Origin of the sequence: Actinacidiphila alni (genome assembly GCF_900112845.1) — a bacterium.
Taxonomy (GTDB): domain Bacteria; phylum Actinomycetota; class Actinomycetes; order Streptomycetales; family Streptomycetaceae; genus Actinacidiphila; species Actinacidiphila alni.
Genome location: NZ_FONG01000019.1, coordinates 55674 through 76652, shown reverse-complemented (window position 1 = coordinate 76652; position 20979 = coordinate 55674). Strand labels below are relative to the sequence as shown.

The window sequence follows — 20979 nt, the reverse complement described above, 5'->3', positions numbered from 1 at the left end:
CCGCGTGGGCGCTGCTGTCGGGCCACCGTAACGGGTGACGCGGCACGCTGTGGATACGTCGTGCAGGAACCTGGCACCACGTGGGAAACCTGGTGCTGGTGTGGCGTTCACCATGCTTCTCGTAGGCTTCGGCGCATGGCGATTCCCGAATTCATCCGTGAGATCCGCGAGAAGGCGGGCAACACCCTGCTCTTCCTGCCGGGCGTGGTGACCGTCGTCTTCGACGACCGCGGCCGCATCCTGCTCAACCGCCGCGCGGACACCGGGAAGTGGGCGCTCATCAGCGGCATCCCGGACCCGGGCGAGCAGCCGGCCGAGGCCGCGGTCCGGGAGATCGAGGAGGAGACCGGTGTGCACGCCGTCGTCGAGCGCGTGCTGAGCGTCTTCACCAACGAACCGGTGACGTATCCCAACGGCGACCGCGCGCAGTACATCGACATCGTGCTGCGCTGCCGCGCGGTCGGCGGCGAGGCCCGGGTGAACGACGACGAGTCGCTGGACGTCGGCTGGTTCGCGCTCGACGAACTGCCCCCGCTCGGCCCGATCGCGCGCGGCCGGATCGAACTGGCGCTGCGGGACGACCCGACCTGGTTCGCGCCCGCCGCCCCGGCAGGACCCGCGCACCGCGGATACGCCGCGCCGTAACCGGTCCTCCCGGACGCGCGGTCCCGGCCGGTCGCAGGGCCGGTACGGACCGGTCGGCCGGGGCGTACCCGCCCGGAGAAACGGGCGAGGCCCGGATGCGGAGCCGCCCCGTGCCGGTTCCGAACCCGGGCCTCGCCCAGGGAGGCACCGCCCGTGTCCCGACCGTCGGCCGTCGGAAACGGTGGCGTGTGCCATCGAGCCGACCTTCACGCCACACCCCCGTTGGGTGGCGGAAGACCGCCAAGCTCGTTTGCCTTCGTCGCACTGATCGACTACTCATCGATTACTCAACCGAAGGGCTTGGCTCAAGCATTGGGCACGGCGGCCTCAACTCGTCCTCAACTGGTCCTCATTGGAGCCCGCGATCTATGATGCAGTTTCCGATCACAACGCCGGGCGAACCCGGTAAGGGGGACGGAGTGAGGTTTCGGGTCCTCGGCGCGCTTGAGGCCTGGTCCGGTCAGACCCGCATATCCTTCGGCGGCCCACGGGAACAGCGTGTCCTCGCGCTGCTGCTCCTGGAGGCCAACAGGACCGTATCGCTCAGCCACCTCATTGACGCCCTCTGGGACGAGAAACCTCCCGCCACCGCGGGCAAGCAGATCCGCAACGCGGTGTCGCGGCTGCGGTCCGCGCTGGCCGCCGGCCCCGGCGAGACCGGGCACATCGCGGCCGTCGGCGACACCGGGTACCGGATGACGGTGGGCGACGGCGCCCTGGACGCCGTGGAGTTCGACCGTCAGGTGGTCTCCGCCGAGTCGGCGCGGGTCGCGGGCGACCTCGCCGAATGCGCCGAACTCCTCGGCCACGCACTGGACCTGTGGCGCGGTCCGGCGCTCGCCGGGCTCTCCGGCCGGGTGATCGAGGCCAGGGCCGCCGCCTGGAACGAACGGCGCCTGGCGGTCCAGGAGACCTGGACCGACCACCAGTTGGCGCTCGGCCGGCACACCGAGGTGGTCGCCCCGCTGTCCGCGATCGTGGCCGAACACCCCCTGCGCGAGAAGCCGGTCAGCCAGCTGATGCTGGCGCTGCACCGCGGCGGCCGGCAGAGCGAGGCGCTCGCCGTCTTCCACGGACTGCGCACCCGGCTCGCCGACGACATGGGCCTGGACGTACCGCCCGCGCTCGACCAGTTGCACCAGCGGATTCTCGCCAATGATCCGGCCGTCGCCGCGCCCGAGAAGCAGCGCGCCACCGAGACCGGTACGACCGCCGCCCCGGTCCGCGTACCGCGCCAGCTCCCCGCCGCTTCCAGGCACTTCACCGGCCGCCGCAGACAGCTCAAGCTGCTCGACGAACTCCTCGACCACGCCGTGCAGTTCGGCGGCACAGCGGTCATCTCGGCCATCGACGGCACCGCGGGCATCGGCAAGACGACGCTCGCCATCCACTGGGCGCAGCGCAACGCCGAGCGCTTCCCCGACGGCCAACTCCACGTGAATCTGCGCGGCTTCGCGCCCGGCTCCCGGCCGGTCGCGCCGGTCGAGGCGATCCGCGGCTTCCTCGACGCGCTCGGTGTGCCCGCCGAGAGCGTGCCCGAGGAACTGGACGCCCGCGCCGCGCTCTACCGCACCCTGCTGGCCGGCCGCCGGGTGCTCGTCGTCCTGGACAACGCGCGCGACACCGACCAGGTGCGCCCGCTGCTGCCCGGCAGCACGTCCTGCGCGGTGGTCATCACCAGCCGCAATCAGCTCACCGGCCTGATCGCCGCCGAGGGCGCCACCCCCGTCACGCTCGACCTGCTCAGCCCGGCCGAGTCCCTGGACCTGCTGGCGCGCCGGCTCGGCCCGGAGCGCACCGCGGCGGAACCGGGCGCGGCGGCCGAACTGGTCGAGCTGTGCGCCCGGTTGCCGCTCGCGCTGAGCATCGCCGCCGCCCGCGCCCTCGTCTCGCCCCGGCTGTCGCTGGCCGACCTGGTCACCGCGCTGCGTGACGTACGGCACCGGCTCGACACCCTCGACATCGGTGACGCCTCCACCGACCTGCGCGCGGTCTTCTCCTGGTCGTACGGACACCTGGCGGAGTCCACCGCGCGGATGTTCCGGCTGCTGTCGGTGCACCCGGGCCCGGACATCACGGTGCCCGCCGCCGCGAGCCTGACCGGGGTGCCGGCCGCCGAGGCGCGCCGCGCGCTGTACGACCTGACCCGGGCGCATCTGGTGATGGAGCACATACCCGGCCGCTTCACCTTCCACGACCTTCTACGCGCGTACGCCGGCGAGTTGTCCGGTACGTACGACAGCGAACAGGAGCGCCGCACCGCCCTGTCGCGGGTGCTCGACCACTATCTGCACACCGCGCACGCGGCGGCCCGGCTGCTGAGCCCGGTGCCGATCCCGCTGACGCTCGGCGACCCCGACCCGGGCGCCGTGCCCGAGACGGTCACCGACCGGCGGCAGGCGGCGGAGTGGATGGACGCCGAGGAGCAGGTGCTCATGGCGACCGTCACCCAGGCCGACGTCAACGGCTTCGACGTCCACTCCGACCGGCTCGGCTGGATCCTGATGGGCGTCTCCGACCGCCGCGACCCCAACCCGGCCGCGCCGCCCGACCCCTGGGGCCCGCGGCGCAGCGGGGTGCACCGTGGCCTGGGCACCAGCTACGCGTGGCTGGTCGCCTACCCGGCCGCGATCACCCACCTCGAACACTGCGCCGGCGTCTACCGCGACCTGGACGACAGCACCGGCGTCGCGCACACCTACTTCGGCCTCAGCTCGGTGCTCGAACACCGCGGCCGCTATCAGGAGGCGCTCGAATACGCCGAGCAGGCCGCGGAGTTGTTCGACACCGTCGGCCACCAGCACGGCGAGGCGCGGGCCCGCAACGCGGCGGGCTGGCTACTGGGCAGACTCGGCGACTTCCCGGCCGCCCTGACGCAGTGCCGGCGCGGGCTCGACCTCTACCGGGAGCTGGGGGACCGGCTGATGCAGGCGGTCTGTCTGGACAATCTCGGCTACGCGCACAAGGGACTCGGAAACTACGCGGAAGCGGTCGACGTCTTCGAGCGCTCGCTGGAACTCACCCGTGAACTGGGCGACACGGCCGAGCAGGTGGTGACCCTCGGCCTCCTCGGCGACACCCAGCACGCCGCCGGGGACAAGGCCGCCGCGGCACGGACGCGGCGCACCGCGCTGACCATCCTCGACGGGCTCGACCCCCGCGAGGCCGCGGTGCTGCGTGAGGTGACGCACCTCTGACCGGGGCCGGTTGACGGACCGGCCCGGCGTCTGTCACGGTTTTCCCAGGGGTCCGGTGTATCCCCGAGCACCTCCGAAGCTCCCCAGGAACACTCCAGGAACCCCTCTTTTCGCGGCCTCCGCGCGGGAATCCCCCGCGACCGGGGGCTTTTCGCTGTCCGCGCCCCCTGCGCCCGGCGGCCCCTGTGATACACGCCTCACCGCCCGGCGGCGATGTCACATCCGTTCTCGTACGGCTCCTCTTGAGGTCGTGGAGCTGATCGTCGTCGCCTCGAACCACACATGCGACCGTGAGCGCTGGCACGCCCACGGCAAGGAGGAATTGTGACCAAGTTGCGGGGAAACCCGTGGGCGATCCTGACGGTGCTGTCCATCGGGTTCTTCATGACACTCCTCGACCTGACGATCGTCAACATCGCCATTCCGGACATGGTGGAGCACCTCGACGCGTCACTCGACCAGATCCTGTGGATCACGAACGCCTACACCCTGGCACTCGCCGTCCTGCTGATCACCGCCGGCCGCATGGGCGACCTGACCGGCAAGAAGAACCTCTTCGTCTACGGCGTCGCCCTGTTCACCCTGGCGAGCCTGGCCTGCGGCCTGGCGCAGGACCCGTCGCAGCTGATCACCTTCCGGGCGATCCAGGGCGTCGGCGCCGCGATGCTGCTGCCGCAGACCCTCTCCCTGATCATCGACGTCTTCCCGCACGAGAAGCGCGGTGTCGCGCTCGGCATCTGGGGCATCGTGGCCGGTGTGTCCGGCGCCGCGGGCCCGGCCGTCGGCGGTGTGCTGGTCACCAAGATCGACTGGCGCTGGATCTTCTTCGTCAACATCCCGCTCGGTGTCCTGGCCGTGGTCGGCGCGCTGCTGTTCATCCCCAACGCGGACCGCTCGGTCAAGCACCGCTTCGACATCCCCGGCGTCATCCTGTCGTCGGTCGCGCTGTTCCTGCTCTCCTTCGCGCTGATCGAGGGTCAGAAGTACGACTGGAACGGCTGGATCTGGACGTCCATCGCCGCGTCCGCGGTGGTGTTCGCGGTCTTCCTCGGCTACCAGCGCGGTCAGCAGGACAACGAACCGCTGGTGCCGTTCTCGCTGTTCAAGGACCGCAATTTCACCATCATGAACTTCGTCGGCATCGCCATCTCCTTCGGCATCGTCGGCCTCTTCCTGCCGATCACCGTCTACCTCCAGTCGGTCCTCGGCTACAGCGCCATGAAGTCCGGCATCGTCCTGCTGCCGCTGTCGGTCGGCACCTTCGTGATGGCCGGACCCGCGGGTGTGCTGTCGGAGAAGCTCGGCGGCAAGTACATCCTGATGACCGGCCTGGTGCTGTACGGCGGCGGTCTGCTGTGGGTGATGTCCGTGGCCGACGTCGGCGAGAGCTGGACGGGCGTGGTGGCCCCGCTGTTCGTGATGGGCATGGGCGCGGGCTGCACCTTCACCCCGATGGCCACGGAAGTCATGCGCAATGTGCCGCCCAAGCTCACCGGCGCAGCGTCCGGCGTCAACAACGCGCTGCGGCAGGTCGGTTCGGTCCTGGCCGGTGCCGTGGTCGGCGCGGTGCTCCAGGGCCAGCTGGCCTCCTCCCTCAAGGACCAGGCGGCGCAGCGGGCCGGCGCCGTACCGGCCGACTACCGCGACGGCTTCGTGAAGAGCTTCGACAGCGCGGGCAAGCACCTCGAAGTGGCCGGGAACACCTCCGGCATGAAGCTGCCGTCCAGTGTCCCGGCCGATGTGGCGCACCGTATCCAGGACACGGGCGCCGCCGTCTTCGGCCACGGCTTCATCGACGCCATGCACCCGACGCTGCTGGTGTCGGTCGTGGTGATGTTCCTCGGCGCGGCGTCCTGCCTGCTGGTCAAGAAGCCCTCGGGCGCCTCGGCCAACCCGCACGGACTGCCGCTGAGCGCCGACGAGCTGGCGGCGGCCGAGGCCGCCGACGCCGCGCCGGCCAGGGGCTGAGCGCGACGTACCGCGACACATGAGCGGGCTCCGCTCCCGGCGCCACGGGGGAGCGGAGCCCGCTTCGTGCGGTGTCCCGGCCACCGGTCGGCGCCGCGCACGACAGGCCATGTCTGATGAAGGGACCGTGCCCGCCATGTCCGACGCCGGCCACGACGCGCCGCACGACCCCGCGTACGACACCGCCGTCAACGAGGCCCTGGAACGGCTCGGCCACGCGGGCTTCTTCCTCGGCACCGGCACCCAGCTGCGCGGTTTCGCCCTCCACGCCCCGATGGGCGCCGAGGCGCTCGCCGCCCTCGGGCACGGCGACCAGGTGCCCGACTGGGTCGAGTGGTACGCGGCGCACCGCGGGCTCGGCGCACCGCCCGACCTGTTCGCGCCGATCGACGCCGCCGACCCCTCCTCGTGGCGGGCGGCGCTCGGCGAGGCCCGGCGGCTCGCCGACTGGGCGACGCTCTTCCGGCGCGAGATCGACGCCGTGGGCTGGCAGGCCGCCCTCGCCACCTGGTGGCCGCGGCTGACCCCCGGCATGTTCGCGGGCCTGACCCACGGGGTGATCCGTACCGCGCACGCCGTCCGCGGCATCACCGCGGTCCCCGCGCCCAGCACCGCCCAACTCCACGAACTGGCCAACGGACTGGCCTTCTGGGCCGCGCTGTACCAGCCCGCGAACGGCGCGGCGGCGCGCGGCGCGAAGGCCGTCGGGGCGGTGCGTACGCTCGGCAGGCAGCGCGGATCGACGCTGTTCGCGGCGGCCGACGCCCTGCTGGAGACATCCGTGGACGCGGCCCTCATGGAACTGACCGCCACCGGCGCCGCCCGCTACACGCTCGTGCGGCCGGGCGGCAATCCGGTGCCCGCCATCCACGCCGTCACCGCGCCCGCGGCCGTCCGCATGACACTGCCGCACCTGCCGCCGCACCTCGCGCTGCCCTCCTACGAGGCGGTCCGCGACGTGTCGGGGACGCTGCTGAACATCTTCACCGGACGCGGCGCGCCCGACCCCGGAGCGCTGACCGTCGACGCCCACGACCCGGCGGTGCGCCGCCGCATCGTGGAGTCGGCGGTCGACCTGCGCGACGAACACGCCATCAAGATCGCCGAGGCGGCGCTGCGCGAGTACGCCGACGCCGACCACGACGACCCGCGCTGCTTCGCCGCGGCGCGGCACGCCGTACGCCTGCTCGGCGGGTAGCGGGAGCGCCCTCCCAATGGTTGGTCAACCCTCGTCTGGCCAGCGGACTTTGTCAGTGCTTGGCGGTAAAATCGAGAGTGTTCGAAAGGGTCGGACGACGCCTCAGGAGGATGCCGATGGCTGTTGCCGCACTGCCCCTACTGTCCCTGCCGAAGAAGCCGCTCCCGGCCGGCCGGCCGCGCGAGTGGTATGTCGCGCACAACCGCCGGCTCAAGACGATGCGCCTGGTCATCGCCCTGCTCGATTCGGGTGTCTACGAGCCGTCGCAGGCCGGCGACCGCCGGATCCGTGACACGGCCGACCGCATCGGAGTCCACCCGCCGTCCGACATCACCTGCCGGATGGTCCGCGCCCTGATCGGCTACGGCCGCTGACCCGTCCGCCGTCCGCACGCCCGGCCCCCGCCGATCCGTCGGCGGGGGCCGTCGGCCGTACGGGGCCGCCGGGACGGCGGGGCCCGGTCACAACTTGCGGAAGGTGTACGCCTCTTCGGCCGCCGCGGCGACCGCGTCCAGATCGGCGCCGGTCGAGGCCGTGACGACGGCGGCCACCGCGCCCTCCAGGAAGGGCGCGTCCAACAGGCGGCTGCCCGCGGGCAGTTCGTCGTCCGCGAGCAGCGCCTTGACGGTGAGGACGGCGCTGCCGAGGTCGGCGAGTACCGCCACCCCCGTGCCCTGGTCGACCGTGCGCGCCGCCGAGGCGATCAGGTCCGAGCTGGTGCCGAGGCCCCCGTCGGGACCGCCGCCCGCCGCGACCACCGGGACATCGGTGCCGCCGCCGGTCAGCCCCGCGGCGAGCGCGGCGACCGCCTCGGCGACCGAGGCGCTGTGCGAGACCAGCACGATGCCGACCATGGGGGCGGTCACGCCGCGCCCCCGCCCGTAGCACCCGCGGCCTCCGCCAGCGCGCCGATCAGCAGCGCCGCCGAGGTCGCGCCCGGGTCCTGGTGGCCGATGCTGCGCTCGCCCAGGTAGCTGGCCCGGCCCTTGCGGGCCCGCAGCGGTGTGGTGGCCTCGGCACCCTCCTCGGCGGCGGAGGCGGCCGAGGCCAGGACCTCGGCCGCCGACCCGCCCGCGTCGAGCGCGCCGGTCAGCGCGTCGAGCGCCGGGAGCAGCGCGTCCAGCATCGTCTTGTCGCCCGCCGCGGCGCCGCCGAGCTGCGCCACCCCGCCGACCCCCGCGCGCAGCGCGTCCCGCAGCCGGTCGGCGCCCACCGTCTCCGCCTCGCCCAGCTCCTTGCCCGCCTTGCGCAGCAGCGTGCCGTACAGCGGCCCGGACGCGCCGCCGACCGTACTGATCAGTGTGCGGCCGACCAGCACCAGCACTCCGCCCGGCGTCTCCGGCGGCTCCTGCTCGACGGCGGTGCGGGCCGCGATGAAGCCGCGCCGCATATTGCTGCCGTGGTCGGCGTCGCCGATGGGGGAGTCGAGTTCGGTGAGCCGGTCGGCCTCGCGGTCGAGCGCGGTGGTGGCGAGATCGAGCCAGCGGCGTACGAAGGTGGCGTCGATGCCGGAGCCGGGGGCGGGGGTGTCGTTCATGGGGCGGTACGGTCCTTTCCGCGGTGGGTGGTCGAAGGCCCGGGGGGCCGGCGGGATCACCGGCGTGGGATCACCGGGCGGGATCAGCAGCCCCAGCGCAGCGCCGGGGTGGAGACCGGCGCGTCCCACAGCCCGAGCAGCTCCTCGTCGACCTGGCAGATGGTCACCGAGCAGCCCGCCATGTCGAGCGAGGTCACGTAGTTGCCGACCAGGGTGCGGGCGACCGGCACCTTGCGTTCGGTGAGAGCGCGGTGCACCTCGGCGTTGAAGCCGTACAGCTCCAGCAGCGGTGTCGCGCCCATCCCGTTGACCAGCACGATGACCGGGCCGTCCGGCCGCAGGTCCTCCACGACCGCGTCCACGACCACATCGGCGATCTCGCCGGACGTCATCATCGCGCGCCGCTCACGGCCCGGCTCGCCGTGGATGCCGATGCCCAACTCCAGTTCCCCGGCGGGCAGATCGAAGGTCGGAGTGCCCTTGGCGGGTGTGGTGACCGCGCTGAGCGCCACCCCGAAGCTGCGCGAGGACTCGTTCACCCGGCGGGCCACGGCCGCCACCCGGTCCAGCGGCGCGCCCGCGTCGGCGGCGGCGCCCGCCAGCTTCTCCACGAACAGCGTCGCCCCGGTGCCGCGCCGGCCCGCGGTGTAGAGGCTGTCCACCACCGCCACGTCATCATTGACCAGCACCTTGGCCACTTGGACGCCCTCGTCCTCGGCAAGCTCCGCGGCCATGTCGAAATTGAGCACGTCGCCGGTGTAGTTCTTCACGACGAACAGCACGCCGGCCCCGCTGTCGACCGCGGCGGCGGCCCTGACCATCTGGTCCGGCACCGGCGAGGTGAACACCTCACCGGGACACGCGGCGTCCAGCATGCCGCGCCCGACGAATCCGCCGTGCAGCGGTTCGTGCCCCGACCCGCCGCCGGAGACCAGGCCCACCTTCCCCTCGTACGGCGCGCCCCGCCGTACGATCACCCGCCGCTCGACGTCCACGGTCAGCTCCGGATGCGCCGCGGCCATGCCGCGCAGCGCGTCCGCGACCACGGTCTCGGCGACGTTGATGAGCATCTTCATCAGTACCTCCTGAGAAGGTCGGGCTGGTACGCCTCCTGCCCAGTATTGCCGCAACCGCGCCGCGCAGCGCGTTCCGCTCAGGCGGCGAGCAGCGCGGTCACCGCGTCGACCACGACCTGGCGGCGGCGGGCCCGGGAGACATCGGCCACCAGCGGGTCGTACTCCGGGGTCGCGGTGATCCACAGCGAGGCCATGTGCATGATCAGCCCGAGCAGCTCGGGCGCGGTGAAGCGGGACGGCAGCTCTCCGGCCGCCTGGGCGCGGGCGATCGCGTCGGTCTTGGCCCGCAGGCTGGTCACGACGATCTCCAGCGGATCGCGGGAGCCGGGCCGTTCCAGGCGGTACCAGGTGACCAGCCGGGGGACCTCGGGACGGGCTTCGTAGCCGTCGAAGATACGGGCCGCGTAACCGGGCAGATCGGCGGTGTCGATCGGATTCTCACTCACCGAGCGCACGCAGATCTCGTTGAAGACGGCGTCGAACAGGCCGTCCTTGCTGCCGAAGTAGTGGTAGATCTGCGCCTTGTTGGACTGCGCCGCCGCCGCGATCCGGTCGACCCGGGCGCCCGCGATGCCATAGGCCGCGAATTCGTCCAGGGCCGCCGTCAGCAGTCTCTTCCGTGTCGCCTCCGCGTCGCGCGCCATGCCGCCACCTTAGTCAACTAACCGTCTAGTTGACAAGCGTCCCGCCGAGTGCTCCAATCGGAAGCGCGTAATCAACTAAACGGTTAGAAGACAGCAGTAAGGCAGGGTCCCGCTCATGTCGAAGGTCTTTCTCGTTACCGGCAGCGCACGCGGTCTCGGACGAGACATCACGGAGGCCGCGCTCGCGGCCGGACACCGGGTCGTCGCGGCGGCGCGCCGCCCCGAACAGCTCGGCGACCTGGCCGCCGCGCACGGCGACCGCATCCACCCGGTCGCCCTCGACGTCACCGACCGCGCCGCCGCCGAGGCCGCGGTCCGCGCCGCCGTGGACACCTACGGCCGCCTCGACGTCGTCGTCAACAACGCCGGATACGCCAATCTCGCCTCCGTCGAGGACATCACCGACGAGGACTTCAGGGCCCAGGTCGACACCAATCTCTTCGGCGTCGTGAACGTCACCAAGGCCGCGCTGCCCGTGCTGCGCGAGCAGGGCGCGGGCCACATCATCCAGATCTCCTCCATCGGCGGCCGGCTCGCCTCGGTCGGACTCTCGGCCTACCAGGCCGCCAAGTGGGCGGTCGGCGGCTTCTCCGAGGTGCTGGCCCAGGAGGTCGGCCCGCTCGGCATCAAGGTCAGCGTGCTGGAACCGGGCGGTATGACCACCGACTGGGCGGGCTCCTCGATGGCCGTCCCGCCGGTCAGCGAGCCCTACCGCGCCACCGTCGGCGTCCGCGCCGAGGCGATGCGCGGCGGCCCCGCCGCCGCGGGCGACCCGGCGAAGGTCGCCCGCGTCGTGCTCGACGTGGCCGCCATGGACGAGCCGCCGCTGCGCCTGATCCTCGGCAGCGACGCCTACCGCTACGCCGGTCTCGCCGCCGAGGCCCGCGCCGCCTCCGACGCCCGGTGGCGCGAGGTGAGCGTCTCCACCGACCGTGACGACGCGACCGCCGCGGAACTCGACCCGCTGGGCACGCACACCTCCTGACCTCCGACCTCTCATCCTGGCCTGCGGGATCAGGGCGCCGAGACCGGGATCCAGGGGGTGGCGCGGAAGGCGGCGCTCGGCGTCAGCGTCTCGCCGCGCACCGTCACCGCCGGCTCGGTCGCGACCTGCGCGCAGGCGGTGCGGGTCGCGGCGGTACGGCCGGGGGTGCGGGTGAGCGGGGTGGTCGGTGCGGTGCTCGGCGTGGCGGTCGGCGAGGCGCTGCCGTTCGCGCCGTCGGAATCGGAGGAGAACTCCGAGTCGGCGTCGGACGAGTATTCAGAGTCGGAGTCCGACGAGTATCCCGAGTCCGTGCCGGAGTCCGAGCCTGACGGGACATCCGCGTCGGACGAGGTCCCCGTTCCGTCGGGCGCCGCTGTGTCGGCGGCCGTCTCACCGGCCGCGTCGTCCGGGCTCGGGGCGGCCGTGACCGTCAGGGGCAGATCCGCGGCGATCGCGGCGAACAGCCGGCGGCCGGAGGCGGAGACCACGACCCGGTCGGTGTCGTCGGGGTCGGGCACATTCGGCATCGTGGTGAAGACGATCCGGGACGAGGGCACCTTGCGCAGGTCGTTGGCCAGGCCCACCAGCCGGTGGACGGCGGCGAGTCCGGGGTCCACGGTCAGCGCCTTGGTCGCGGCGTCCGCCAGGCTCAACAGCGAGGCCGGATCGGTGAAGGAGCTGTTCTCCCGCAGCCGGCCGGCCAGCGCGCCGAGGAAGAGGTGCTGCGCGTCGGTGCGGCCGAGGTCGCTGCCGTCCCCGAAGGCGTGACGGGAGCGCAGGAATTCCAGCGCGGACGTGCCCTGGAGCTCGTGCCGGCCCTTGGCCAGTTTCAGGTGCGAGTACGAGTCGTAGACATCACGGTTCACGCACACCGGTACGCCGCCGATGGCGTCGGACATCCGGACCACACCCGCGAAGTCGGCCATCACGAAGTGGTCGATCGGGATCTTGGTCAGCGCGTGCACGGCCGCGACCGTACAGCCGGGGCCGTGCCGCAGCGTGGCATTGATCGGGCCGCGCCAGGCGTCCGTGACCTCGCCGTCCTGGTCGCGGCAGGCGGGCAGATCGGTCACCGTGTCGCGCGGGATGCTGAGCACCGAGGCGTGCGAACGGTCGGCCGAGATGTGCAGCACCATGCCGACGTCGGCGTTCTGCCCGGGGCCGCAGTCGCCGCCGAGGCGGCAGTCCTCGGGCTCCGCGCGGGTGTCGGAGCCGATCACCAGCACATTGATCGGCGTCCTGCCGAAGGCGTCGGGGACCTCGCGCCCCGCGTCGCCGCCGACCCCGCCGAACAGCGGCAGATTCCGGATGTTGCCGTCGAGCCGCAGATAGAGCACGGTGGCGGTGGCCGCGGTCAGCAGGACCAGGGCGGATGTGGCGAGCGCGACCATCCGCAGCACCCGCCGCCTGCGGGTGCGTCCGCCGCGCGGCGCCACCGCCGACGCCCCGGACCCGGTGACCTCGTCCGGTCCGCCGCCCGGCCCGTGCGGGCTCCCGCCGCTGTCGTCGCGGTCGCCGCCCTCACCGCCCTCACCGCTCTCGCCGCGGCCCGGCAGGCGGGCGGTCCGGTCGATTTCCGGGCGGTCGTTCGCCGTGCGGTCGTCGTCGTGATGGTCGTCCTGCCCGTCGGCCATACGTGTGTGCGCCCTCGCGTCCGTCCGCGGACCGATGGACCCTGCGCCCATCAGCGGAATTGCAGTATTACCCACAAAAGCGGCGAAACCCGGCCATCCATGGACGGGGGGGTGTCGCCGCGACGCGTACGCCTGGCGGACGGAGGCACCCCCGGCGACCGGACAGCTCGAAGAGGGCCGGACGGGCGCCGTGCCCCACGGTGAGCCGGACCGCGGCTGCCCCGCGGCGCCGCCATCATCACCTCCGGCGGCAGCGGCAACGGGATCCGGCGCGGGACCGTCTCCCGCACCGGCCTCGGCATGCCGCCGGTACGGCGTTAGCGTGGGTGGTGCGCCGGAAACGGCGGCGCATCGGGTGCGGGTGGGTCGAAGGAGGCGCCGTGCGGGACGCGGACCCCGGGCTGTTCGGGCCGGATTCGGTGACCTGGCAGCTGCACGGCGACCCGATCATGTGGATCGCCGGGATCAGGGCCCTGTACCTCCAGGCGCTGCATCCGCGCGCGGTGCGCGGGGTGACGCAGAATTCGGACTTCCGGCGCGACGCGTGGGGGCGGCTGCTGCGCACCGCCTCCTTCGTCGGCGAGATCACCTACGGCACCGCGCCCGCCGCCGAGCGCGCCGGCGCCAGGATCCGCGGCATCCACCGCAGGCTGTCCGCGACCGACCCGGACACCGGGGAGCGCTACGGCGTGGACGACCCCGAGCTGCTGCTGTGGGTGCACTGCGCGGAGATCGACTCCTACCTGCACATCGCGCGCCGCTCCGGCTTCCCGCTGACCGACGCGCAGGCGGACCGGTACGTGGACGAACAGCGCGTGTCCGCGCGGCTGGTGGGCCTCGACCCCGAGCAGGTCCCGGCCGGCACCGCGGAACTCGCCCGCTACTTCGAGAAGGTGCTGCCGGAACTGGCGGCGACACCGGAGTCCCGCGAGGTGACCGGTTTCCTCAAGGCGCCGCCCGTGCACTGGGCGCTGCTGCCGGTACGGGCCGCGCTGTGGCGGCAGATCGCCGGAACCGCCTACGCGGCGCTGCCGCCGTACGCGCACGAGCTGTACGGCGGCCGGCCGCCGTCGCGGGCCGCGGCCGACCGGCGGCTGCGCGCCATGGGCCGGCTGCTGCGGGCCGTACCTGCCGGGCTGCGCTGGCAGTTGCCGCCCGGCCACATCCTCAAGGCGGTCGGCCGGCTCGGCCCCGGCACCCACCCCTCCGTCCGGCGGCTGACGGAGGCCGCGACGGTGGGGACAGGGGCAGGGAAGACGGCGGTGCGGGCGGCTGGAGAGCCCGAATCGGGGCGCGCCGTACAGCGCTGATCCGGCACCTTCCGGCCCCGTCCGACCCGCCGCCACACGCCGCCGCCGGGGAAGAACGCCGCGGACCGGGGCCGCGACGCGCTGGAGTTGTCGGCGGTCATGGCCATACTGGATGCGGGGAAGCACCGAGGACCACGGGGGCGGCGGCACGCGATGGCGGCTGGACATCAAGAGGGACACGGCCAAGGACGCGACGAGGGACACGAGCGGATCCACGAGCAAGGGCGAGAACAGGGACACCGGCAGGGGCAGGGCCCCGAGGGTCAGGGGGCCCTCATCCAGGGCCGGTACCGGCTGCACGAGCTGATCGGGCGCGGCGGCATGGGCGAGGTCTGGCGGGCGCTGGACGAATCGCTGGGCCGCCGGATCGCGGTAAAGTGCCTCAAGCCGGTCGGGCACGCGGGCGACGCCGGGTTCACCCGTATCCTCCAGGCGCGTTTCCGGCGCGAGGCCCGGGTCGCGGCGGCGCTCCAGCACCGCGGCGTCACCGTGGTGCACGACTTCGGTGAGCACGACGGCCTGCTCTTCCTGGTGATGGAGCTGCTCGACGGCCGCAATCTGCTCCAGGTGCTCGACGACGCGCAGCGCCATCCGCTGCCTGTCCCCGACATCACCGACATCGCCGAGCAGGTCGCGGACGCGCTGGCGTACACGCACAATCAGGGCATCGTGCACCGGGACCTCAAGCCGGCCAACATCATGCGGCTCAGCGACGGGTCCGTGAAGATCTGCGACTTCGGCATCGCCCGGCTCGGCCACGACATCGGCTTCACCTCCCGGCTGACCGGCACCGGCATGGCGATGGGCACCCCGCACTACATGTCGCCCGAGCAGATCGGCTCGGGCGCCGAGGTCGACCACCGCAGCGACCTGTACTCACTGGGCTGCGTGCTGTACGAACTTGCCACCGGGCGCCCGCCGTTCGACCTGGAGGACGCCTGGTCGATCCTGGTCGGCCACCGCGACACCGAGCCGGAGCCGCCGCGCGCGCGGCGCCCGGAACTCCCGGCCGAGCTGGAACGGCTGATCCTGGACCTGCTCGCCAAGGACCCGGAGGACCGCCCCCAGGACGCGGCCGACGTCGGCGGACGCCTCAAGGCGATGCGGGCGGCGGCCGGCGCCGCGGCGGCGAGCAGTCCGCCGGTGCTGCCCGGCTGGGCCGCGGGCCTGAGCACCGGCTCCGCCGCCCGCTCCACCCGCGCCCACCGGATGCCCGCACCGGCCCGGCACGAGATCACCGGCGCCTGGTCCACCCGCGCCCTGGCCGTCGAGGCCGGGCCCGACACGCTGGCCGCCCTCGCCGCCCGGCACACCGAGGGCATCGACCTCGGCCGGGTCGGCAACTGGCGGCAGGCGTACGACCTGCACACCGCCGTCGCCGCCGACCGCGACCGCGCGCTGGGCACCGAGCACCCCGACACGCTCGCCAGCCGCCACGAGGCCGCGTACTGCCTCGGCCGGCTCGGCCGCACGGAAGAGGCGCTGCGGCTGTACGAATACGTCGCGGACGTCCGCCGCCGGGTGCTCGGTCCGGACCACCCCGACACGCTGGTCGCCCGGCACGAGGCCGCCTATGCGCTGGGCGGCCTCGGCCGCTACCTGGAGGCGCACCAGATCTACTCCGACGTGCTCGCCGCCCGCGAGCGCACGGTCGGCCCCGAGCACCCCGACACCCTGCACTGCAAGCACAATCTCGCCTTCAACCTCGGCCGTCTCGGGCGGACCGACGAGTCGTACGCGATGGCCGTCGAGGTCGCCGACGTACGCGCCAGGGTGCTGGGCCCCGACCATCCGGAGACCCTGGTCACCCGTTTCGAGGTCGGCTACGCGCAGGGCCAGGCGGGTCGCTGGGCCGAGGCGCTGGAGACCTACCGCGAAGTGGCCGCCGCCCGCGCCAGGGAACTGGGCGCCGACCACCCCGACACGCTCGCCGCTCGCTACGAGACCGGCATCTGCCTCGGCCGGCTCGGCCGCAGCGCCGACGCCCTCGCGCTGTACGAGGAACTGGTCGAGGCACGCACCAGGATCGCGGGCTCCACCGACACCGAGACACTGCGCGCCCGGCACGCGCTCGGCGTCAATCTGGGCAGGCTCGGCCACTGGGACCGGGCGCTGGCCGAGGCCCGCGACGTGGCGGCGGTGCGCGAACGGGTACTGGGCGGCGAGCATCCGGACACACTGGTCAGCAAGCGGGAGGTCGCCGTCGGCCTGGGCTGGCTCGGCCGCTGGTCGACCGCGCTCGCCGTCTACCAGGACGTCGCCGACGCGCGCGAACGCGTCCTGGGCGCCGACCACGCCGACACCCTCACCAGCCGGAACGACGAGGCGCACTGCCTGGAACAGCTCGGCCGCACCGCCGAGGCCCAGGCCCTCTACCGCCGCGTCTCGGCCCAGCAGCAGGGCGGCCCCGAGCGGCTGTGAAGCGCGCGTGCGGCGGGAGGCCCTGCGCATTGGGCCGGGCGCGAACGTCCGCCGCGAGCGGTGTGCGCCCGCCTACCGTGGGCGTATGAACGACATCGCGCACGTCGAGGTGGCAGGAGTACGGCTGGCGTACGAGAGCGCGGGACCCGTGGACGGGCCGCCCGCCGTGCTGCTGCACGCGCTCGGCGAGGACCGTACGTCCTGGCGGGCGGTCACGGCCGCGCTCGCCGCCGACGGATACCGCTGCCACGCCCTCGACCTGCGCGGCCACGGCGCAAGCGAGCACCCCGGCAGCTACTCCTTCGAACTGCTCCGGGACGACGTGCTCGGCTTCCTCGACGCGCTGGGCCTGAACGAGGTGACGCTGATCGGGCATTCGCTCGGCGCGGTGACCGCCTCCCTGGTCGCCATGGCCCGGCCGGACGCCGTACGGCGGCTGGTGCTCGAAGAGGGCCCGCTGCCCTTCCCCGCCGATCCGCCGCGTCCCGTCCCGGCCGCCGCCCCCGACGAGCCGACACCGTACGACTGGCGGCTGCTGCCCGCCGTCGCCGTGCAGCGCAATGCGCCGGACCCGGCCTGGTGGCAGGAGCTGACCGCGATCACCGCGCCCACGCTGCTGATCGCGGGCGGCCCGCGCAGCCACCTGCGGCAGGACCAGCTCGCGCGGGTCGCGGACCGCATCCCCGACTGCCGGCTGACCACCATTGACGCCGGCCACATGGTGCACGACGAACGGCCCGCCGACGTCCTCCGCGAACTGCGGGCCTTCCTGCCCGGGGCGGCCGCTGCCGCCTGGTGAACCGGGACGGCGGCCGTCAAACGGTGACGCGGGCGGCGATCGTACGGGCGCAGGTCAGCGGATCGCCGGCGCCGGTGTCGACCTCCAGGTCGTAGACCATGCCGCGGTGCACCGATTCCGCCTGGGCGCGGGCCATGCCGGGGGTGCGGTCGCCACGGGCGGCCTCACGCGCCGCCGCGACGTCCGGGTCGCAGCGCACCCCGACCCACAGCACGTCGAGACCGGTCAGCGCGGTGCGCCAGCGGTCCTGCGAGGCCGGGCCGCCGAGGAAGATCTCGTCCACGACGATCCGGGCGCCCGCCCTGGCCATCGCCGCGATGCCCAGGGACCAGGCGATGTCCAGCCGCCGGAATTCCGCGCCGGTGGACACCGAGCCGTCGGCGGCGAAGGAGATCCCCCCGCTCCCGTCGCGGAGCACCGCGGGCAGCGCCTCGACCAGCGTGTCCGCGCCGAAGGTCAGCCACGGCCGCTCCAGCACGTCCTGGAGTCGCCGGGCGATCCCGGACTTCCCGGAACTGGATCCGCCGTTGAGAATGATCACCGCAGTGGACATACCGCCACGCTAGGTGCGACGAGGGGAACCGGCGAATGAATAACGGCATCGGTCTCGGCTCCGGTGGGGCGGGCGGTACGGACGGCCGCGGCCGCGCGGACGGCCCCGCGCCCGGCAGTACCCGGATCATGACCTGGAACCTCTGGTGGCGCTTCGGTTCCTGGCGCGAACGCCGCACCGCGATCCTGCGGACCCTGGAGGAGACCCGCCCCGACGTGGTCGGCCTGCAGGAGGTGTGGGCGGACCCGGACGAGAACATGGCCGGCTGGCTCGCCGCCGAACTGGGCATGCACTGGGCCTGGTCGCGCGGCCGGGCGCAGGACCGCTGGCACAGCCGCAACGGCGGGGACACCAGCGTGGACGTCGGGATCGCCGTGCTCAGCCGCCATCCGATCCTGGCGACCGCCGAGCGGCGGCTGCCCGCGGGCCAGGCGTCCGACGACGGCAAGACGGCGCTGCACGCCCTGATCGACACCCCCGCGGGGCCGCTGCCGTTCTTCACCACCCATCTGAACTCGGGACCGGCGGAATCCGCGGTGCGCTGCCTCCAGGTGCGGGAGCTGGCCGCCTTCGTCGCGCGGCACACGCCGGACGGCGGTCATCCGCCGGTCGTCACCGGGGACTTCAACGCGGAACCGGACTTCGACGAGATCCGGCTGATGGGCGGCTACAAGACGGCGCCCGCCGTGCCGGGCCTGGTGCTGCTCGACGCCTGGCGGTTCGCCGACCCCGCGCTGCCACAGGGCACATGGGACCTCGCCCACGAGGACTCGGTGAACTTCGGCGCCCGGCCGACCTGCCTCGACTACATCTTCGTCGGCATGCCGGACGTCGCCGGCGCGCGCGGCGCCATCCAGTACGCCCGCAGGGCCGGGGACCGGCGGATCGACGGTGTGCTGCCGTCGGATCACGCCGCCGTGATCGCCGACCTCGCCCACGGCGCGCCGGCCGCCCCGTAGGTCTGCCGGTCAGGGGTCGTCGCGCCACCGCGCGGACAGGGCGCGCGCCGGATTGGTCACGAAGACGGCTTCGGCCGCCTCGCCGCCCAACTCCCGCTCCAGCCGCGGCCGGAGCGTCCGCAGCAGGTAGGGCATGCCGGGACCGCCGCCGGTCAAGGCGCGCGCCCCGGCCGTGGTCGTGTCGCCGCCGAGGAGCAGCTGACCGGTGTGCCCGGCGGCGGCCAGCGCCACCAGGCACTCGACCGTCCGCCAGTCCGTGGCGTGGTGGGCCCGCGACGGACCGTCGAAGGCCAGGAAGGCACCGGACGCGGCCAGTTCACGGTGCACACCGGGGTCGGGGAAGCGGTTGAGGTGGCCCAGCAGGATGCTGTCGGCCGGCACGCCCCATTCGCCGTGCAGCACCCCGAGGACGTCGACCGCGGCGGTGCCCATCTCGTGGTGGACGCCGATCGGCGCGCCCGTGGCGTGATGCGCCTCGGCCGCCGCCGCGAGTACCCGCAGGGCGTGACCGTCGAGACCGTGGAACATCCCGGCGACCTTGATCATGCCCGCCCGCGCGGTGCCGCGCGGACCGTCCGGGTCGTCGCCGTCCAGCATCCCGCGGGTCAGCTCGGCGACGAAGAAGTCCGCGAGACCGTCCTTGTGCAGCCGCTCCAGCAGCTCCGGCGGGTAGTGCGCGGCCTGGTGCAGGCCGGTCGCCGCCACCAGGTGCACCCCCGTCGCGCGGGACAGCGCGGGCAGACCGGCGGCCCTGCGGCCGATGCCGAAGGGCGTCCACTGCGCGACCGCGGCCCCGCCGAGGGCACCGAAGGCCGCCAACTCGCCCTCGGCCGCGGCCGGATCGTCCAGCTCCTGGCCCGCGAGGGCGGGGATGCGCAGGAAGAGGTGGTCATGGGCGTCGCACACGCCGAGACGGTCGGGCGCGAGGTCGCCGAGGACGGTGCGGACCGCTCTCATGCCGTGCTCCCGCCGTCGTCGGTGTCCCGCGAGGCGGTCCCGTCGCCGACGGTGCCGGCGCCGGTCTCCTCGAGCACGGCCGCCGCCACCCGCAGCCCGGCCAGTGCCTTCGGGACGCCGACGTACGGCGCGAGGTGCACCATCACCTCGACGATCTCGCGCGGTGACATGCCGATCCGCAGGCTGTTGCGGACATGGTCGTCGAGCTGCGGTTCGACCCCGCCGAGCGCGGTCAGCGCCGCCAGATTGGCGATCTGCCGGTCCCGCAGGGCGATGCCCTCGCGCTGGTAGGTGCCGCCGAACAGGGCGGTGACGATCCAGTCGGGGAAACCGGGGGCGAGGGTGTCGAGGCCGGTGAGGGTGGACTCGACGGTCGCCGGGCCCGCCATTTCGGCCAGCAGCCGGTAGCCGGCCTCGCGGTCGATCGTGCTCGGTCGCATCACCATTGCTGTCCCGTCCCGATGTCGTGGAGTTCCGGCGCCGACAGATGCAGCACCTGGTAGCGGTCGGCGTCCGGCTCGGGCGGCGCCGTGTTCTCGTGGAGGGTGAAGCGCACCAGCTCCCACTGGCGCGGATCCACGGCGAGCGCGACGCTGTGCGTGCCGGGGCGGGCCGCGAGCGCGGGCAGTTCCGCGAGCGCGGCATGGACGGCCGTGGCGGGCTCGGTGGTCGGGTCCAGCGCCCACGCGCGGCGGGTCGCGGCGCGCGGCACCGATCCGAAGGCCGGCCCGCGGGCGAAGCCGAGCCCCGTCCAGTGCTCGACCACCGGGCGGCCGAAGTCGGCGACCAGGCCCTGGAATCCGGGCCCCCACAGGAAGCTGTTCATGGCCCGCGGGCTGTTCCACAGGTAGAACGGCGCATATTGATTGACCGGCGAGCCGTCCACGCCCTGTTCACGGATCAGATACGCCTTGGCGCCGAGACCGGGGAAGTCATCGAGGAGGTGGCCCCGGCCCGCGACCCGGCGCCGGATCACCGCCATGTCGTAGTCGGCGGGCAGGGTGATGCGGTAGTTCATCGCGTGCACGGTCGCTGGCTCCCCATGAGTGCGGCGTCGGTGTCGGGCGCGGGTCGGTGGGACGGAGGTGCGCCCTTG

Annotated in this window: 19 protein-coding genes; 10 read left to right on the top strand and 9 right to left on the bottom strand. The window is 73.4% G+C overall.

Features of this window, described 5'->3' with window-relative positions; genetic code table 11:
* Window positions 1–135: 135 nt before the first annotated feature.
* The 5 genes from BM076_RS26720 (at window position 136) to BM076_RS26700 (ending at window position 7382) form a co-directional block, all read left to right on the top strand.
* Window positions 136–645, top strand: a complete 510-nt coding sequence (locus BM076_RS26720; RefSeq protein ID WP_093716259.1) for an NUDIX hydrolase — start codon at window positions 136–138, stop codon at window positions 643–645.
* Between the two features lie 419 nt (window positions 646–1064).
* Window positions 1065–3842 carry an AfsR/SARP family transcriptional regulator gene (locus tag BM076_RS26715; protein ID WP_218160119.1) on the top strand — a complete coding sequence of 926 codons (2778 nt, stop codon included), beginning with the start codon at window positions 1065–1067 and terminating at the stop codon, window positions 3840–3842.
* 324 nt (window positions 3843–4166) lie between these two features.
* Entirely contained in the window at window positions 4167–5810 is a 1644-nt protein-coding gene (locus BM076_RS26710) for an MFS transporter (protein WP_245796410.1), read from the top strand.
* Between the two features lie 136 nt (window positions 5811–5946).
* Window positions 5947–7008, top strand: coding sequence for a questin oxidase family protein (locus tag BM076_RS26705; protein WP_177246630.1), 1062 nt, complete (start codon window positions 5947–5949; stop codon window positions 7006–7008).
* A 116-nt stretch (window positions 7009–7124) separates the two neighbouring features.
* Entirely contained in the window at window positions 7125–7382 is a 258-nt protein-coding gene (locus BM076_RS26700; RefSeq protein ID WP_093716256.1) for a hypothetical protein, read from the top strand.
* Between the two features lie 87 nt (window positions 7383–7469).
* Here BM076_RS26700 and BM076_RS26695 read toward each other — a convergent pair whose 3' ends face one another.
* From BM076_RS26695 to BM076_RS26680, 4 genes are all read right to left on the bottom strand, one after another.
* On the bottom strand, window positions 7470–7862 hold the full coding sequence (locus BM076_RS26695; RefSeq protein WP_093716349.1) for a PTS-dependent dihydroxyacetone kinase phosphotransferase subunit DhaM: 393 nt from the start codon (window positions 7860–7862) through the stop codon (window positions 7470–7472).
* An 8-nt stretch (window positions 7863–7870) separates the two neighbouring features.
* The gene (dhaL, locus tag BM076_RS26690) at window positions 7871–8545 is read right to left on the bottom strand and encodes a dihydroxyacetone kinase subunit DhaL (RefSeq protein ID WP_093716348.1); all 675 of its coding nucleotides are present in this window, start codon (window positions 8543–8545) and stop codon (window positions 7871–7873) included.
* 83 nt (window positions 8546–8628) lie between these two features.
* Complete coding sequence (dhaK, locus tag BM076_RS26685) at window positions 8629–9621, bottom strand: dihydroxyacetone kinase subunit DhaK (protein ID WP_093716255.1); 993 nt, start codon at window positions 9619–9621, stop codon at window positions 8629–8631.
* Between the two features lie 77 nt (window positions 9622–9698).
* Window positions 9699–10265: a TetR family transcriptional regulator gene (locus BM076_RS26680; RefSeq protein WP_093716254.1), complete on the bottom strand. Its 567-nt coding sequence runs from the start codon at window positions 10263–10265 to the stop codon at window positions 9699–9701.
* Between the two features lie 115 nt (window positions 10266–10380).
* On the opposite strand from BM076_RS26680, the gene BM076_RS26675 reads away from it, so the two are divergent.
* Window positions 10381–11250: an SDR family NAD(P)-dependent oxidoreductase gene (locus BM076_RS26675; RefSeq protein ID WP_093716253.1), complete on the top strand. Its 870-nt coding sequence runs from the start codon at window positions 10381–10383 to the stop codon at window positions 11248–11250.
* A 29-nt stretch (window positions 11251–11279) separates the two neighbouring features.
* Here BM076_RS26675 and BM076_RS26670 read toward each other — a convergent pair whose 3' ends face one another.
* Entirely contained in the window at window positions 11280–12884 is a 1605-nt protein-coding gene (locus tag BM076_RS26670) for an LCP family protein (RefSeq protein WP_245796408.1), read from the bottom strand.
* Window positions 12885–13264: 380 nt separating this feature from the next.
* Between BM076_RS26670 and BM076_RS26665 the strand changes: the two genes are divergently transcribed.
* The 3 genes from BM076_RS26665 (at window position 13265) to BM076_RS26655 (ending at window position 17414) form a co-directional block, all read left to right on the top strand.
* Entirely contained in the window at window positions 13265–14194 is a 930-nt protein-coding gene (locus BM076_RS26665) for an oxygenase MpaB family protein (RefSeq protein ID WP_177246629.1), read from the top strand.
* A gap of 153 nt (window positions 14195–14347) precedes the next feature.
* Complete coding sequence (locus BM076_RS26660) at window positions 14348–16615, top strand: serine/threonine-protein kinase (protein ID WP_093716252.1); 2268 nt, start codon at window positions 14348–14350, stop codon at window positions 16613–16615.
* An 85-nt stretch (window positions 16616–16700) separates the two neighbouring features.
* Entirely contained in the window at window positions 16701–17414 is a 714-nt protein-coding gene (locus tag BM076_RS26655) for an alpha/beta fold hydrolase (protein ID WP_093716251.1), read from the top strand.
* A gap of 16 nt (window positions 17415–17430) precedes the next feature.
* Here the strand turns inward: BM076_RS26655 and cpt are convergent, their stop codons facing one another.
* Entirely contained in the window at window positions 17431–17967 is a 537-nt protein-coding gene (gene cpt, locus BM076_RS26650) for a chloramphenicol phosphotransferase CPT (protein ID WP_177246628.1), read from the bottom strand.
* A gap of 128 nt (window positions 17968–18095) precedes the next feature.
* On the opposite strand from cpt, the gene BM076_RS26645 reads away from it, so the two are divergent.
* Complete coding sequence (locus BM076_RS26645) at window positions 18096–18926, top strand: endonuclease/exonuclease/phosphatase family protein (protein ID WP_093716345.1); 831 nt, start codon at window positions 18096–18098, stop codon at window positions 18924–18926.
* A gap of 9 nt (window positions 18927–18935) precedes the next feature.
* Here BM076_RS26645 and BM076_RS26640 read toward each other — a convergent pair whose 3' ends face one another.
* The 3 genes from BM076_RS26640 to BM076_RS26630 are packed head-to-tail and all read right to left on the bottom strand — an operon-like array spanning window position 18936 to window position 20910.
* Window positions 18936–19883, bottom strand: coding sequence for a phosphotriesterase family protein (locus BM076_RS26640; RefSeq protein ID WP_093716249.1), 948 nt, complete (start codon window positions 19881–19883; stop codon window positions 18936–18938).
* Window positions 19880–20323 (bottom strand): carboxymuconolactone decarboxylase family protein, encoded by a 444-nt coding sequence (locus BM076_RS26635; RefSeq protein WP_177246627.1) that lies wholly within the window; start codon window positions 20321–20323, stop codon window positions 19880–19882. Before BM076_RS26635 ends, BM076_RS26640 begins: the two co-directional genes overlap by 4 nt.
* Window positions 20323–20910 (bottom strand): DUF4865 family protein, encoded by a 588-nt coding sequence (locus BM076_RS26630; RefSeq protein WP_093716248.1) that lies wholly within the window; start codon window positions 20908–20910, stop codon window positions 20323–20325. The genes BM076_RS26635 and BM076_RS26630 overlap by 1 nt, the downstream gene beginning before the upstream one ends.
* Window positions 20911–20979 lie beyond the last annotated feature (69 nt).

Excerpts from the sequence above, each read along its gene's own strand:
- BM076_RS26655 (WP_093716251.1), top strand. The coding sequence starts at position 16,701 with ATGAACGACATCGCGCACGTCGAGGTGGCAGGAGTACGGCTGGCGTAC.
- BM076_RS26720 (WP_093716259.1), top strand. The coding sequence starts at position 136 with ATGGCGATTCCCGAATTCATCCGTGAGATCCGCGAGAAGGCGGGCAAC.
- dhaL (WP_093716348.1), bottom strand. The coding sequence starts at position 8,545 with ATGAACGACACCCCCGCCCCCGGCTCCGGCATCGACGCCACCTTCGTA.
- BM076_RS26640 (WP_093716249.1), bottom strand. The coding sequence starts at position 19,883 with ATGAGAGCGGTCCGCACCGTCCTCGGCGACCTCGCGCCCGACCGTCTC.
- cpt (WP_177246628.1), bottom strand. The coding sequence starts at position 17,967 with ATGTCCACTGCGGTGATCATTCTCAACGGCGGATCCAGTTCCGGGAAG.
- BM076_RS26705 (WP_177246630.1), top strand. The coding sequence starts at position 5,947 with ATGTCCGACGCCGGCCACGACGCGCCGCACGACCCCGCGTACGACACC.
- BM076_RS26675 (WP_093716253.1), top strand. The coding sequence starts at position 10,381 with ATGTCGAAGGTCTTTCTCGTTACCGGCAGCGCACGCGGTCTCGGACGA.
- BM076_RS26635 (WP_177246627.1), bottom strand. The coding sequence starts at position 20,323 with ATGCGACCGAGCACGATCGACCGCGAGGCCGGCTACCGGCTGCTGGCC.
- BM076_RS26670 (WP_245796408.1), bottom strand. The coding sequence starts at position 12,884 with ATGGCCGACGGGCAGGACGACCATCACGACGACGACCGCACGGCGAAC.
- BM076_RS26695 (WP_093716349.1), bottom strand. The coding sequence starts at position 7,862 with ATGGTCGGCATCGTGCTGGTCTCGCACAGCGCCTCGGTCGCCGAGGCG.
- dhaK (WP_093716255.1), bottom strand. The coding sequence starts at position 9,621 with ATGAAGATGCTCATCAACGTCGCCGAGACCGTGGTCGCGGACGCGCTG.
- BM076_RS26660 (WP_093716252.1), top strand. The coding sequence starts at position 14,348 with ATGGCGGCTGGACATCAAGAGGGACACGGCCAAGGACGCGACGAGGGA.
- BM076_RS26645 (WP_093716345.1), top strand. The coding sequence starts at position 18,096 with ATGACCTGGAACCTCTGGTGGCGCTTCGGTTCCTGGCGCGAACGCCGC.
- BM076_RS26680 (WP_093716254.1), bottom strand. The coding sequence starts at position 10,265 with ATGGCGCGCGACGCGGAGGCGACACGGAAGAGACTGCTGACGGCGGCC.
- BM076_RS26700 (WP_093716256.1), top strand. The coding sequence starts at position 7,125 with ATGGCTGTTGCCGCACTGCCCCTACTGTCCCTGCCGAAGAAGCCGCTC.